The organism is Ruegeria sp. ANG-S4, assembly GCF_000814005.1.
GTDB lineage: Bacteria > Pseudomonadota > Alphaproteobacteria > Rhodobacterales > Rhodobacteraceae > Ruegeria.
In genome coordinates, this window is record NZ_JWLK01000001.1 from 587059 (window position 1) to 602597 (window position 15539).

At 54.3% G+C, this 15539-nt stretch carries 7 protein-coding genes; 6 read left to right on the forward strand and 1 reads right to left on the reverse strand.

Features of this window, described 5'->3' with window-relative positions:
• Positions 1–220: 220 nt before the first annotated feature.
• Positions 221–2185: an alpha/beta hydrolase gene (locus RA28_RS03050; protein WP_039523650.1), complete on the reverse strand. Its 1965-nt coding sequence runs from the start codon at positions 2183–2185 to the stop codon at positions 221–223.
• A 732-nt stretch (positions 2186–2917) separates the two neighbouring features.
• Here RA28_RS03050 and brxF point away from each other — a divergent pair.
• Genes brxF through RA28_RS03080 form a run of 6 tightly spaced genes read left to right on the forward strand, consistent with a single transcriptional unit; the run spans position 2918 to position 15442 of the window.
• Complete coding sequence (brxF, locus tag RA28_RS03055) at positions 2918–3376, forward strand: BREX-3 system P-loop-containing protein BrxF (protein ID WP_039523651.1); 459 nt, start codon at positions 2918–2920, stop codon at positions 3374–3376.
• 14 nt (positions 3377–3390) lie between these two features.
• Complete coding sequence (locus tag RA28_RS03060) at positions 3391–7122, forward strand: DUF6079 family protein (RefSeq protein WP_206539610.1); 3732 nt, start codon at positions 3391–3393, stop codon at positions 7120–7122.
• Positions 7123–7157: 35 nt separating this feature from the next.
• A complete protein-coding gene (locus RA28_RS03065; RefSeq protein ID WP_052261247.1) occupies positions 7158–9926 on the forward strand; it encodes a DNA methyltransferase in 2769 nt (922 codons plus the stop codon).
• Positions 9923–12736, forward strand: a complete 2814-nt coding sequence (locus tag RA28_RS03070) for a DEAD/DEAH box helicase (protein WP_039523652.1) — start codon at positions 9923–9925, stop codon at positions 12734–12736. The genes RA28_RS03065 and RA28_RS03070 overlap by 4 nt, the downstream gene beginning before the upstream one ends.
• Positions 12733–14745 carry a BREX-3 system phosphatase PglZ gene (gene pglZ / locus RA28_RS03075; RefSeq protein WP_039523654.1) on the forward strand — a complete coding sequence of 671 codons (2013 nt, stop codon included), beginning with the start codon at positions 12733–12735 and terminating at the stop codon, positions 14743–14745. The genes RA28_RS03070 and pglZ overlap by 4 nt, the downstream gene beginning before the upstream one ends.
• Complete coding sequence (locus tag RA28_RS03080; protein WP_039523657.1) at positions 14726–15442, forward strand: hypothetical protein; 717 nt, start codon at positions 14726–14728, stop codon at positions 15440–15442. The genes pglZ and RA28_RS03080 overlap by 20 nt, the downstream gene beginning before the upstream one ends.
• The last annotated feature ends 97 nt before the right edge of the window (positions 15443–15539 follow it).

The following is a 15539-nucleotide window of genomic DNA, read 5'->3' on the forward strand; positions in this document are numbered from 1 at the left end:
CAAAAGCTGACAAGAGGCCATGCGACTTGGAGAGTAATGGTGCCCGGGGGCGGAATATAAAAATCAACGTAGTACATTGAAAGTAATAAATAAGATTTTCAGCCTTTTTGCACGGTACCCCTATAGATACCCCCATGCGCGTTTTGCGCGAAAAGGGTCTATCGAATACACAAATATCCGGGTTCGGCTGTTACTGCTCTAAAGTCCAGCACCATCGAAATCAACGTACGCCGGGTTCGATCTTGTAGTAGTGCAAGGTCGATCCTGGTGCGGGTAGTGGGTTTAATCCTCTTTGTGCAGCCCGCCACTCTCCGCCAAACAATTTAGATAGGTCGCCCACTACTTCCTTCACTGTAAATGCGTGCCGATGATTCAAGTCGCCTGTAATGCCTTTGTCGAAAGCGGTTAAATCAATTGTATCCATGCCATCCAAAACAAAAATCGGTTTTGCTCGACCGGCGCGAGGTCGGGCATGAATACGGTTCGACCACCAAAGGGCGCCGTCGGCTTCAGTAGCCAAGACTGTTGTGACCGAGCCATCTGTTGCATTTACACTTTGAGACAGAATACGGCGCGCAAGGTCCGGGGCGGCCAAAACAATTGCTGCATCATTTCCGGGCCAATTGTCTCGCATGAATTTCGAGACTAGTTGAGTTCCCATACTGTGCGCCAAATAATCCACGCGCTCAATGCGCGGGTCGTTCACTAGGTTGACTATAAGCTCAATATAATGGGGCTGGCTCCACTCAAGACTATCGGAGTCATATCCATAGCTAGCGAGACCGCCTCCGGATGGCCAACTCCATACAAGCAAGTTGCTTTTCAGTTTGGCATCTCTTGCAAATGCTAAGGCGGTACTAAGGGCATCATCAAAAGTATTGTTGTAACCATGAACAAAGACGATAAGATCACCTCCACCTTCGCCTATTAGGGAAGCAATATATCCATGGCAGTCTTCATTTCGAACTATTGATCTTCCAGGCATCAGTGATACTACGCCGCTTACTTGTCCTATCTTTCCCGCGTTCACCGGCATTAACTCGCCACAATAAATCTCTTCGTTGAGGCTTTCTGAATTGGAGAATTGGTTTACCAGTGGACTAGCGCCTGAGTCGAAACGACGGTCAGTGGCAAATAAAATCTTCGCTGGTGATTGGATCGCCCCCTCTTCTTCCTCTTCCGGCTCGCGGCTTTCGGTTTCTTCATCGGAGTCACTAAGCGCCTCAATTTCATCGCGGAACTGAAGTATTCCTTCGGGGTCGGATTTGCTGGTGGTCCTTATGCTCGATGAAACAGCTTCTCGAAGCAACTCAGGTGCGATCGCTGACCATGAGGTTTCAAAAATGCCATACTTAGAGACTAGCTCACCAACCTCGTCTAACTCATTCTGAATTTGTTGAGCTGCTGCAAACTCAGCACTTTCAAGCACTTCAAAAACAGTTCTCTGTTGCAATGCAGTCAAACTCACCCACCAGTCGGAATTTACGAAAGTGGCACTTAGATCAACTTTGTGATCAGTAAGAATTGTACCACCCTCAAAGAAAGGCATTCTTTGCGGGCTGAGCCACTGCCGAGAAAGAACCGCACCATCTGCGATGCCCTTCTCCAATGCTTGATAAACTTCGGAGAACCCGATTTGAGCTGGTTGAGCTCCCATTGCTTTCAAAAAGTCATTGGTTTGAAAATCTACTGTGGCAATCTTCTTACCTTCCAGTTCCTTTATAGAAGAAAACGCCTGACCGCTTATGAGTGTGGAGCTTGAATAGGGCCATAACCGCAATGCAAAGGAGCTTTCTCCTGCAATTTCCTCTCTGGCTATATCGCCAATTATTCCTTTTGACGCTTCACGTGTGTCGTTCAGGCTAGGGAACGCACCAGGCGATGTGAGCAGCGCTGCAGCCACATCCCCTTCCGAGGTACTTCGCTGAAGGCTTGTAAGACCAAAGGAGCCCATTGTACTATCCACAAACTTCCTGACTTCTCCACGTTCCAAGGTTATTGCTTCACTCGGCGCGTCCGAACCAAAACCAGCTTCGATCAGTCCTTGCGTCAGGACTTCCAGATAAGCGCTTGTTGCGGCCGTTTTCGGCAAATCAGTTGCGATAACAAAACTTTGGCTGGTTTGTTGGGCGGCGCCGTTCACTCCAACAATACAGAAAGCAAAACAAAACAAGAAAATTCGCATCTTCGCACCAAATAAAACTAAGAAATGGTAGCCAAGTTTTGCACACTTCGAAGTACCAAACAACTTTTGCGACTTACGGCAGAAAAAAGGAGGCAAATTGTACCGTGTAGGCTCCAATTTGCTTTCGTCATCGGCAGTGCGCCCTATTCAGCGTCGACTTTGCTGCAGGTAATTCGAACTGCCTGTACCGACCGCCGCATTAATTTGCGCAGTCAAGGGCGTGGCCCGCAGCAATGACGGCGGCGCCGGTGTCCTGCCTCGACATAGGAAACGCCTGTCTAGCAGAGCAGACAAGGATTGCCGACCGCGACTGATTGGTTTTGGTACTCTGGTGCAAGTACTCCCCTACGCTGACTTCGCCTCGGGGTCACGTGAGAAGTCTTCTCCAACCTTGGCCCCGCTCTTCATGTGTATGTAAACCGTATAAGTGACTGCGATGTTTTACTTACTTAATCCTTGAAACTCGATTGATAATCAGTATGACGCTACCTAAAGTCGTCGTACTCCCCAAGTGGGTGCGCAAAATTTAAAAGCGCGCAAAATACGGGACACGAGTTGTATTACAACACATCAGAAATTCACGGGAGATCCAATCAGCGCCTTAAGTTCGCAGAGCTCCACCTAGTAGTGGGTAAACGGCGGGAAGACACAGTTTGTTGAACCGACTTAAAGTGATAGTGAGCAAAGCATCGACCTATTCGGTTCGCTTTCAGCAACTGGAGGCCGAGTTTAATGATCTCGTCTCTTGAACGTGTTGTCGACGATCTTGTAGTGGTAAACAGCAAGCTTCTGTTGTTGATTGGCGCACCCAACTCAGGAAAAAGCGATTTGCTATGCCAATTGGCCAATCGTCGGCAGCAGCAAATCCTCAAAGTCGGTGCGGCACTAGGGCGCGAACTGCTCACAGTTCCAAGCCCCAGAAGGCATCTTCACGCTGCGGATCTTCTTAAGGGGTTGGCCGGTGAGTACTCCCGCGAAGATCTCCTGCTCATGGACAATCTCGAACTCCTATTCGATAAGAAGCTGAAACTCAGTCCACTGGATTTGCTCCGACGGCATTCTCAGGCGCAACGCGTCGTTGCGGCTTGGCCTGGAGCACTTACGAACAACAGACTGTCCTATGCAAAGACAGGACACCCTGAATACCGGGACTACAGCTGTGATGGCGTAGTTCCGTTCAGAGTAGATTGAAAGGAAATCTCGAGATGGCAATGCGTTACGGCGATCTCATTCAATTTGAACCTATTGAGTCGGTTATTCAGCTTCTCGACGCGGATCGTCCTAGTGAAGCCAAGAAGCTTGTGTCCACCTATGTCATCTCAGATGACATGGCCGAACGCATCGCCAAGCTCATGATCCCGCAGCTGTCCTTCGATGAGGCTGTGGACCACAAAGGCGTCTTGGTGGTCGGGAACTACGGCACTGGTAAGTCGCACTTGATGTCGGTGCTGTCACTTGTCGCTGAGGATGAGGCATATCTACCGATGATCCTGCACCCCAAAGTGGCCGAGGCTGCAAAGACAATTGCGGGCCGCTTCAAAGTGCATCGGATTGAAATTTCAAGTCAGATGTCATTGCGCGACATCATCACCCAACAGCTTGAGGTGTTCCTAGAAAAGCACGGCGTGACATATGCGTTCCCGCCTGCCGACAAGGTCATCAATAACAAGGCCTCGTTCGAGGAGATGATGTCGGCTTTTGCGGACGTTCACCCCGATCAAGGAGTTCTCCTCGTTGTCGATGAGTTCCTCGAATACCTGCGGTCGCGCAAGGACCACGAACTGGTGCTCGACTTGTCCTTCCTCCGCGAGATTGGAGAGGTTACCAAACATCTCCGGTTCCGTTTCGTTGCGGGCGTTCAGGAAGCGATCTTCGATAGTAGCCGCTTTCAACATGTGGCGGATAGCCTGCGGAGGGTGAAGGACCGATTCACTCAAGTTTTGCTGGCAAGACAAGATGTCAGTTTCGTTGTCGCGGAACGCCTCTTGAAGAAGTCGGCTGACCAGCAGGACAAGATCCGCGCTTACCTTGCGCCATTCTCGAAATTCTATGGCTCAATGAATGAGCGGCTGGACGAGTATGTGCGTTTGTTCCCAGTACACCCAGACTACATCGGGACGTTTGAGCGCCTGGTATTCACCGAGAAGCGGGGCGCCCTGGTAACCTTGCGTGATCAGATCCAGGCAATCCTGGACGATGAAGTTCCTTCAGATCGGCCTGGTTTGATCGGCTTCGACAAGTTTTGGGACACTGTCGTAGCGAACTCCGTTCTGCGTTCAGATCCGAATATCGGGCCTGTGCTCAAGGTTTCAGAAGTGTTGGCGGAGAGGGTCTCCAAGGCGTTCACTCGTCCTGCCTATAAGCCGATGGCGCTTCGCATCATTGACGGTCTTTCTGTCCATCGCCTGACGACAGGTGGGGACATCTATGTTCCTGTCGGACCGACGGCCGAGGAACTGCGCGACACGCTGTGCCTGTTTCAGCCGGGTATTGAAGACATGGGTGGCGATCCGTCCGACGACCTACTCACTGCGGTCCAGACCACGCTTCGAGAGACGCTCAAGACAGTAAATGGTCAGTTCATCTCCAAAGCGCCAGACACCGAGCAATACTATCTCGACCTAAAAAAGGACGTCGATTACGACGCGCAAATCGAGAAGCGGGCCGAGGCTCTTTCTGAGGATGCGCTCGATCGCGCTTACTACGGCGCAATTAGCCAACTCATGGAGCGCACGGACGAGTCCAGTTACGTGACGGGACACCAGATTTGGCAATACCAGATCGAGTGGCAGGAGCGTCGCGTCGAACGGATTGGCTATTTGTTCTTTGGGGCGCCGAACGACCGGCCGACCGCTCAGCCAGAGCGGGATTTCTATTTGTACTTCATCCAGCCCTTCGATCCCCCGCGTTTCCGTGATGAGCAGAAGCCCGACGAGGTCTTCTTCCGTCTTAAAGCACCAGACGAAATCATCAAGCGATTGCTGAGCTTCTACGCCGCCGCCCAGGAACTGGCCTCCACGGCAAGTGGTGGCGCAAAAGGCGTGTATCTTGACCGCGCTCGCGATGCGCTGCGCGAAATGAGCAAATGGCTGCAGGAAAAACAGCTGGAGGCATTCGAGGTCACGTTCCAAGGCAAGTCCAAGACACTACGTGACTGGACCAAAGGTATTTCACTCAGGGACAAAGCGCGTTTGGGGCCAGACGAGCGCATCAACTTCCGCGACGTCGTCAACGTGATCGCGGGGATCGCGCTAAGCAGCCGGTTCACCGATGTTTCCCCCGAATACCCAACGTTCTCGGCGCTCGTGACGGAGTCCAACCGAAAACAGCTCATTGGCAACGCGCTTCGTGCCCTAACTGGCAGCAACCGTACGAAAGACGCTGTGATCGTCCTGGATGGCCTCGAAATGCTCGATGGTGATCGCATTGATCCGGTTCAATCTCGATATGCGCAGGAGGTTCTCGCGCGGCTGAAGACCAAAGGTCATGGGCAAGTGCTTAACCGCAGTGAGTTGCTCGTTGGAAATGCGGATATCGAGTACTTCGGCCCTGACAAATACCGGCTCGAGACTGACCTATTGGTCACGGTGCTTGGGTCACTGGTCTATTCCGGTGACATTGTCCTGGCAATTACCGGGGACAAAATTGACTCCGGCAAGATCGGACTTCTCGCGGATCGTCCGCTCGATGAGTTGAAGCAGTTCAAGCATGTTGAAGCACCGAAGGAAATCAACGTTGCAGTGCTCCGGTCGCTCTTCGAGATGCTGGAGTTGCCGCCGGGTCTCGCGCAGCAGGCCACTCAAGGCTCGGACGAGCCAGTCAAGGCGCTTCAGGAGGAAGTCAGCAAGCTCACAAAGCGTGTGCTTGCAGCCTCCACCGACATGGCAAACCGGCTTAGCTTCTGGGGCCAGCCCCTCCTGCGCGAGGAAGAAATCCGCGACTGGAGATCAAAGCTCGACGAGCTCAAGACCTTCTCGGAAAGCCTGTCGCCCTACAACACGGTCGGCAAGCTCAAGAACCTGCGCATTGGGTCGGATGATATCGCAGCCCAGAAGAAGAACCTTGAGGTTCTGAACTCCGTCGAAGGGCTCGTCAGCCTGATCGGCGAGCTCGGGAATACGGCAAGCTACCTTGGTCAGGCCGAGATGGTGCTGCCGTCTGACCACGCATGGGTGAAGCAGGCTCAGGATAGGCGCAAGCAGGTCGTCGATGCATTGTCGACGAGCCGAACTGGTCAGAATGGAACCGAACACCGGCAGACGCTCGCCAAGCTCAAAAAGGACTATGTGACGGCTTATGTCAGCCTGCACAGCAAGGCGCGTCTCGGAGTATCCGAGGACAAGACAAAGACCGCGCTGCGCAAGGACCCCCGGCTCGTCGCCATGCGGGCTTTGGCGAATATCTCGCTGATGCCGACAAGCCAGCTCACCACGTTCGAGGAGAAGCTCGACAAGTTGAAGAGCTGCGCCTCGCTGATCGACTCCGAACTCGCGGCCAGCCCGGTTTGCCCGCACTGCAACTTCCGCCCGGCGAACGAGCAGGGCGACATGCTGCCCGCGGCCAATGTGCTCAAACAGCTTGATGACGAGCTCGATCAGATGCTGGACGGGTGGGTACAGACGCTTCTCGACAACCTCGAGGATCCGATCATCCAGTCGAACTTCGAACTGCTCAAGGAAGGTTCCCGCAAGATCGTCACCGGCTTTGTCGACAGCAAGTCATTGCCCGATCCGGTCATGCCCGAATTCATCAGTGCAGTGCAAGAGGCGCTGTCCGGCCTCGACAAGGTCGTCGTCTCGGGCAGCGACATCCGGCAGGCACTGCTTCAGGGCGGATCGCCCGCGACACCCGAAGACCTGCGCAAGCGGTTCGAAGCGTTCCTGACCGACCGCTGCAAGGGCAAGGACACCTCCAAGCTGCGCTTCGTGGTCGAGTGAACTTCCGCCAACCGACATTGAAAAGAGACCAACCGATGACTGAACAACTGAAGATGGATGGCGGCAAGAACGGCGGGCCTGTCGAATGCCTGGGCATGACGTTCCCGAGCGATGACGCGCGCCGGGATCACTTCTCGGGGCTGCTTGAGGAAAGGCTGAAAGATCCGGACTTTCGGAACCAGGAAGGGTTTCCGCAAGGAGCGGACGACGCGATCCTTGCCATGTCGGATCCGCCCTACTACACGGCGTGCCCCAACCCCTGGCTCGCGGATTTTGTTGAGCATTACGGATCGCCCTATGATCCGACGCGATCGTATGCTCGTGAGCCGATGGCCATCGACGTGTCCGTTGGCAAGACCGACGCGTTGTATAAGGCTCATGGGTATCACACCAAGGTTCCTCATCTCGCCATCGTGCCCTCGATCCTCCACTTCACGGATCCGGACGACATCGTGCTCGACGGCTTTGCTGGGTCTGGGATGACCGGTGTTGCGGCCCAATGGTGTGGAACTGCGCCCGCCGCCTACCGACATCAATTGGAAATGGAGTGGAAAAAGGCGGGCATGGAGGCCCCCAAGTGGGGAGCGCGGCGCGCGGTGCTTAACGATCTATCCCCGGCGGCCACGTTTATCGGAGCCAATTACAATCTGCCTTTCGACGTCGACGCCTTTGCGAAAGCGGGTAAGCAGCTGCTTAACGAAGTCGAGAAAGAAATCGGCTGGATGTACAAAACACTGCATTCTGATGGCAAGACAGAAGCGCGGATTCAGTACACTGTCTGGAGCGATACGTTTAGCTGTCATTCTTGCTCAGGTGAAATCGTATTCACTGAGGCGGCTCTGGATATGGAAACCAAAAAGGTCTCCAAAACGCTGGTTTGCCCGCATTGTGGGGCAGAGGCTGCAAAAGAAAAAATGGATCTAGTCTTTGAGAACTTCATTGATCCAGCAACCAACACTATGACACAGCGCCCAAAACGGGTGCCGTCCCTCCTTGTCTATAAAATTGGTAAGGAAACTTTCGAGAAGACACCGGATCAACAAGACATTGAGCGCTTGTCCAAAATCGCAGAACTCGATTTGCCTAGTGCGCTACCGACTACCACGCTTCCAGACTGTCAAATGACACGGGTGGGTAGAATGCGCACCACGCAAACCGAAGCAATTCATCACATGTACTTGCCGCGTGCTGCTCATGGAATGAGCCTCCTCTGGCAAAGAGCTCAGAGTCACCCTGATCCAAAAACTCGCTCATTCTTAGTTTACATGGTGGAACAAGCGATTTGGGGAATGTCTATTTTGGCGAGGTATACGCCAACGCACTTTTCGCAGGTCAACCAGTATCTCAGCGGTGTTTTTTATGTTGCGTCTCAGATTTCAGAGTGCAGCCCTTGGTACATCTTGGATGGAAAGCTCAAGAGATTGGTCTCTGCCTTCGGGAAGTATCAAGCTAAGAAGAATGTAACCGCGGTTAATACAGGGTCAGCGACCGCGCTACCACTTCCCGACAACAGTATCGATTATGTGTTTACTGATCCGCCTTTTGGAGAGAACATTTACTACTCAGATCTGAATTTCTTAGTCGAGTCATGGCACGGCGTCACAACAGACCCAACTCCTGAAGCGATTGTGGATCGGGTAAGGCAAAAAGCTGTGCCAGAGTACCAACATTTGATGACACAGTCTTTCCGAGAGTATTTTCGGGTTCTTAAGCCAGGCCGCTGGATGACAGTCGTCTTTTCTAACAGTCGTGCCGCTGTTTGGAATTCGATCCAGGTTGGTCTTCAACAAGCAGGGTTCGTCGTAGCTGAAGTAAATGCACTAGATAAAAAGCAAGGCAGTTTTCAACAACTGGTCTCGCCAAATGCTGTAAAGCAAGATCTCGTCATTTCGGCCTACAAGCCCAATGGCGGCCTTGAAACGCGTCTGGCTGAACGTGGTGCTGCGCCTGAGTCTGCTTGGGACTTTGTCGAAACCCATTTGCGCCAGTTACCGGTTTCGAAGGTAAAAAGCGGGGTCATTGAAATCGTTGTGGAACGTGATCCGCGCCGCATCTACGACCGGATGGTTGCGTGGTTCATCCGCCATGACTACCCGGTCCCGCTCTCAACCGAAGAGTTCCTCGACGGGCTGCGCAGCCGCTACCCCGAGCGCGACGGGATGGTCTTTTTGCCCGAACAGGTGACCGACTATGACAAGAAGCGCGCAAAGGTGGAGCAAGCACCGCAGATCGAGCTTTTTGTCTCTGACGAGCGCTCAGCCATCGATTGGCTGACCGACCATTTGCGCAAGCGCCCCTCGACCTACCAGGATATCCACCCGGATTTCACGGTGCAGATTGGTGCGGGTTGGCGGAAGCACGAAGAGAAGCCAGAGCTGTCGGCGCTGCTGGAGGACAACTTCCTGCGCTATGATGGGAACGGCGACGTACCCAGCCAGATCCACAGCTACCTGTCGACCAACTTTAGGGATCTCCGCGGTCTTGAGAAGGAAGAAACGCTCCTGCAAGCAAAAGCAAAGGGCCGCTGGTATGTGCCCGATCCGAACAAGGCGAAGGATCTGGAACAGAAGCGTGAACGGGCGCTATTGAAAGAGTTCGAAGACTACAAGACTGCGACCAAGCGCCAGCTCAAGGAGTCGCGCCTCGAGGTATTGCGCGCCGGGTTCAAGGCAGCGTGGGCCGCGAAAGATTACCAAACGATCATCGGCATTGCGGACAAGCTGCCAAGTGAAACGCTGCAAGAGGATGAAAAGCTGCTGCTCTGGTACGACCAGGCGCTGACTCGTATGGAGGCTGATGCGTGACGCATGCCTCCCAAGACTTTGGCATTGGCGCGTGGTGCTGGCATGAACGACATGCCGCACCCTGCCGCGTCGTGGACCGGGAGGAGATGTGGGGCGAAACCTCATACCGTGTCTGGCTCCCGGGCAAGGATGCTGTTGTCCGTGCCAGGTCTCGGGAGATAGGGCCACTCGACGCTGTCCGGCCGTCAGTCGAACAGATCCTGCACACGGCCGCCGCGGCAAAGCTCCAGGACGCGCTGGAAGACAATCTGCTTCTCGCGCCAATCCAGTCGAGCGTCGTTCCTTTGCCGCATCAGCTCTATGCCCTGAACCGCGCCATGAGCCGGGATCGGATCCGTTATCTGCTTGCGGATGAGGTGGGGCTCGGCAAGACCATCGAAGCCGGTCTGATCCTCCGGGAGTTGAAGCTTCGCGGCATGGCCAAGCGGATCCTTGTCGTCGCGCCCAAGGGTCTGGTGCGGCAATGGCAGGCCGAGATGCGCCTGCATTTTGGTGAGAACTTCCAGTTCATCGAGCCGTCAGAGCTCTCCGCTTACCGGCAGTTTCGGGATGACGAGGAGAACCTCTGGCGGCTGCACGATCAGGCTATATGTTCGCTGGATTCGGTGAAGCCACTCGAAGGGCGGCGCGGATGGAGCGCGGAGCAACTCAGCACCTACAATCGTGAACGGTTCGAAGACCTGATTTCGGCCAACTGGGACCTTGTGATCATCGACGAAGCTCACCGAATGGGAGGCAGCACGGATCAGGTTGCACGGTACAAGTTGGGCGCGGCACTTGCCGAGGCCGCCCCGTACCTTCTCCTTCTGTCGGCAACGCCCCACCAAGGCAAAACGGATCAATTCCACCGTCTGATGCAGCTGCTGGATCGAGACTCTTTCCCCGATGAGAACAGCGTCTCGAGCGACGGCGTGCGCCCGTTCGTTGTGCGGACAGAGAAGAGGCTCGCGATCGATGCTGAAGGCAAGCCTCTGTTCAAGCCTCGAATGACCCGCATTCAGGCTGTCGCCTGGCTTGACCGACACAAAGCACAGCAAGGGTTGTACGAAGCGATCACTGAGTATGTTCGCCACGGCTATAACCAAGCCATGGCATCGAAGCAGCGGCACATCGGCTTCTTTATGATCCTCATGCAGCGTTTGGTGACGTCCAGCACCGCAGCCATCCGCGCAACCTTGGAAAAGCGCCTCCTCGCCCTGGACGACGACCAGCGACAGCTTCAGCTCTTTTCCACCGAAGGTGTCGGAGACTGGCATGAGCTAACGGGTGATGACCAGATCGATATCGCCGTGGCCTTCGATGCCTTGGATGACGAGCGAAAAGACGTTGAGGCATTGTTGTTCCTCGCTCGTGAGACAGAGGCGAAAGGAACAGACGCAAAAGCCGAGGCACTCCTTGAGCAGATCTACAAGATTCAGCAGGAGGAAAACGATCCTGAATTTAAGGTCCTGGTTTTCACCGAGTTTGTTCCGACCCAGGCCATGCTCGCGGAATTTCTCGAAAGCAGGGGGTTCTCGGTTGCAACGCTCAATGGGGGCATGGACCTTGAGGCGCGTGGCCGCGCGCAGCGGGCATTCTCCAAGGATGTGCGTATCCTGATCTCGACGGACGCTGGCGGCGAGGGCCTCAATCTTCAATTCTGCCATGTCATCATCAACTTCGACATGCCATGGAACCCGATGAGGGTCGAGCAGCGTATTGGGCGCGTGGATCGCATAGGGCAACCGCATATTGTGCGAGCCATCAATTTCGTACTCGAAGACACCGTCGAGCATCGGGTTCGCGAAGTTCTTGAAACAAAGCTCGCTGTGATCGCAGAGGAGTTCGGCGTGGATAAAGTTGCCGATGTGATGGATTCGGTGGAGGCGGAGCCTCTGTTCGACGAGCTTTTTGTCCATGGGATCCAAGACCCGGCGTCGATCGAAACAGAATGCGATGCCGTTCTTACGCAGCTTCGATCCTCGTTGGCAGAGAACCGGAAGAATAGTGATCTGCTCGCCGACGGCCATGAACTAGAAGCCGCTGATGCGCGCAAGTGGCGAGACCATCCGGCACAGTTTTGGCTGGAGCGGGCAATCACAACTGGCCTCCCTGCGCGCGGGGGTGAAGCCAAGAAGGAAGGCGATACCTGGCGGATACGGTGGGACGATGACACAGAGTCATCTTCGGTGTGTTTTGATGCGCGCACCGCGGGAGATCGGCCCGAAGTTGAGTGGGTCACGCTGGAAGATCCAAGAGCGCAGGCTTTGATTACCGATCTTCCGCGTTGCATCGCTGGTCAACCCGTCCCCGCCGTCCGCATAACAGGCCTGCCTGATAGTGTGAAAGGCGTTTGGTCACTTTGGGAAGTCAGTCTGGCAGCTGACGATTTCAGCCGCCGCCGCTTCCTATCCGTTTTCGTCAATGATGAAGGGCGCGCCTTCCAACCGACGGCAAAACGCATTTGGGACGTGCTTCTGACGGAGCAGATCGAGTCGATTGGTGCGCCTCAGATCGAGGCGCCGCGCGACTGGTTCGAGAGATCAAAAGGGGCTGCGGTCACGCAAGGAGAGCGGGTGTTCTCTGATCTTGTGACAGAGCACAAGGCTCGGATCAAGGAAGAACGAGAACGCGCACTCTACGCTTTCGAAGCTCGACACCAGGCGATTGGCAGAGTGGGGCTTCAGACTGTTCGTGATTATCGACGGAAGCGGCTGCAGAAAGAACATGAAGCTTGTATGGCGCAGCTCGATGCCGCGGCATCTTACTCGCCCGATCTCAATGCCCTCCTCGTGTTGCGAATTGGCGAAACGGTGGCTGGTGCACAATGAGTATTTGGGCTGATCGTATCCTGCGGGAGTTTCCCGCAGATCTGTCTCGCTTCTGGATCGCCTTGGATCCGGATGGCCTGCTCTTGGATGAGACCATTCTGCTCGGGCTTCGCGAACGCGATTTTGAGGTTCTCCCGTTCGAAGACTCTGTTTCCTTTAGAACCGAGTATGAAGAGCGTTATCGATCCGCATGGGATGTGGGTGAGAAAGGTACCGCGAAGGCGCTCATCCTGCAGTGGCGGGGCGCGGACATCAACTCCATACCTTGGGACTACATCAGGTCAGCACGACAAGTCAGCCTGAGCTTGGCTGATCTTTTCCCCAATCTGAATTATGGTGTCGTCCGCAAGCTTGACGCTGAACACCACGAAGGGCTCTTTCAAGCCTATCAGAAGCACGCGACGCAGCTACTGGGAGAAGGCGCAACCAAGGATTTTGTCCTCACGCACATCTTCAGGCTTAGCCCTTATCTGCTGAATCGACCGGAGGATTTCTGGCGAGAAGCTCTGCGGCTTCACTATCGCGGGGCTGGCCTTCCCAGCCCATTTGCAGACCATGTCGCAACCGTCCTCCGGGACACATCTCTTGGAAGTCTTCCGATTAGTGAGCTGCTCGCCTCAAAACCCTTTATGCTCCGCGCCATACAGGAATCTTGGGCGCGTTTCGTGGCACAATTTGGCGTTGAACCCGATGCCCGCGACAGGGATCAGGAGCCGGTCGAAGGCCATGCGTTTGACGTGCCCTTTGATCACCCCGACGTAAGGGTGATCATTGATACCATGTTCCTCGAGGGAGCCCTTCAGCCTATTGAGGCAAATGTCCGTCCTGAGCACCTTCCCGATTGGATACAGGTTGGTCTGATTGATGACCCTCAGGCACTTGCGCATTTGGTGTCGGAGGGAACGAAAAGGATCGCGGCGAGTCTACCCTCGGAGGGCGCTTCGCATCGAGATTGGTTAGAGGCGGCGCGCCGCCTTGGAGAACTCATCTACCGCTTCAACGAACTGAAAGCGGCGGACGCAGATAACCTGCAGGGGCAACTTCTGATCTTGCAAAAAGAGGCCGATGCCCGCCTCAAGGATTGGGTGCTTCAGCATTTTGCAGACTTGCCCTCCCTACCCGTCGCAAAAGCGCCAGTGATGGTACATCACGTGCCGCGCTATCTCGCGATGCGCAGGGGATTTGGCGAAGATCGAATTGCTCTTCTTGTCTTTGATGGTTTGGCATTGGACCAGTGGGCCCAGATCAGGGAGCACCTGTCGACCAAGCTTCCCGACTTATCCGCCGACGAGGGTGGCTGCTTTGCGTGGCTGCCGACTCTGACGTCAATCTCTCGCCAAGCGCTCTTTTCCGGCCTCAAGCCACGGGAGTTTCAAGGCTCAATGGATTCGACGGCGCAAGAACCGTCTCTCTGGGCGAAGTTCTGGCAAGAAAACGGCCTCCGGAAGCCCGAAGTCGTTTACCAGAAGGGCCTAAAACGTTCCGACCAATTGGCACTACTCGAGGACGTACTTTCAAAGCCGACGACCAAGGTCGCTGGCCTTGTCGTTGATATGGTCGATGAAATTGTCCATGGAGCAATGCTTGGGAAACGCGGGATTGCTGGCCAAATTCGCGAGTGGTGCGATACCGGCTTCATTGAAAAACTGTTTCTAATGCTCAGCAGGCACGGTTACCATATCTACCTGACTGCTGATCATGGAAATGTTGATGCTTTGGGCATTGGACGGCTTAGCCAGGGTGTTGTATCCGAGATGAAGGGAGAGCGTGTTAAAGCATATCGCAGCGAGGACCTCGCGGCGTCTGTTCCACAAGAGATCGATACGTTTCGATTCAGCGGTCCAGGACTCCCGCCCGACTTTTTGCCCGTTTACGCGAATGAACGCGGCGCATTTGTGCCCAAAGGAAACATGGTTGTCGCTCATGGAGGGATGGCGTTAGAGGAACTGATTGTGCCGTTTGTGAAAATAAATATGAAGAAAGACGAACATGCGACCAACAGCGCCTAAGATAGGATTTGACCGTTTCATTCGCCTTGAATGGGCAAAAAAAGCGCTGGAAGTCAGAACTGGTCTCGCTGAGCTCGACGATCTTGATGTTCTCCTGGATGAGGCTCACTCAGGACCTTCCGCCAAGAAAAAGACCAGAACCGTACTGAACCGCCTCTGGTTGGAGCCGCGCAAGGATCTGGAGCCTTTAGCTGAACACGCAGTGGAGCTTTTCCAATCCATGCCATCAGTGTCACCGGCCACTCTCACGTGGGGTATGGCTATTGTGACATACCCTTTCTTTGCCAAAGTGGCTGAAATCGTTGGCCGATTGACCTCGCTCCAAGGCGACTGCACTACCGCCGAGGTACATCGCCGGATGGCAGAAATCTACGGCGAACGCGAAGGGACGAGAAGGATGACCAACATGGTCCTTCAATCCATGTCCGACTGGGCAATGCTCGATCGTAGTAGCAACGGGAAGATTCTCACGCGAAAGAATGCCATATTAATAGATGGGCCAGATTTGGTTCGCTGGATGATAAGGGTTATTTTAGAGGCTGCAGGACGGCCGATTAAACTTGGATCGCTGGAAGCAAGGCCAGAAATTTTTCCTTTTGAGCTTGGTGAAAACCTCGGGTTCGTCGTATCATCTTCGACTTATCTGGAATTGGCCACCGATAGCGCTGGTAACCAGATTGTATCATCAAAAGTCTAGCTCAACTGTTTCAATGAATTTCAACTTTACACCCCCTTTTGCAAAGATAAGTTTTCTTTGAGAGCTGAGTTAAAAGGTCCGATGTAGCTAACCAAGC

Excerpts from the sequence above, each read along its gene's own strand:
- RA28_RS03050 (WP_039523650.1), bottom strand. The coding sequence starts at position 2,185 with ATGCGAATTTTCTTGTTTTGTTTTGCTTTCTGTATTGTTGGAGTGAAC.
- brxF (WP_039523651.1), top strand. The coding sequence starts at position 2,918 with ATGATCTCGTCTCTTGAACGTGTTGTCGACGATCTTGTAGTGGTAAAC.
- RA28_RS03060 (WP_206539610.1), top strand. The coding sequence starts at position 3,391 with ATGGCAATGCGTTACGGCGATCTCATTCAATTTGAACCTATTGAGTCG.
- RA28_RS03065 (WP_052261247.1), top strand. The coding sequence starts at position 7,158 with ATGACTGAACAACTGAAGATGGATGGCGGCAAGAACGGCGGGCCTGTC.
- pglZ (WP_039523654.1), top strand. The coding sequence starts at position 12,733 with ATGAGTATTTGGGCTGATCGTATCCTGCGGGAGTTTCCCGCAGATCTG.
- RA28_RS03080 (WP_039523657.1), top strand. The coding sequence starts at position 14,726 with ATGCGACCAACAGCGCCTAAGATAGGATTTGACCGTTTCATTCGCCTT.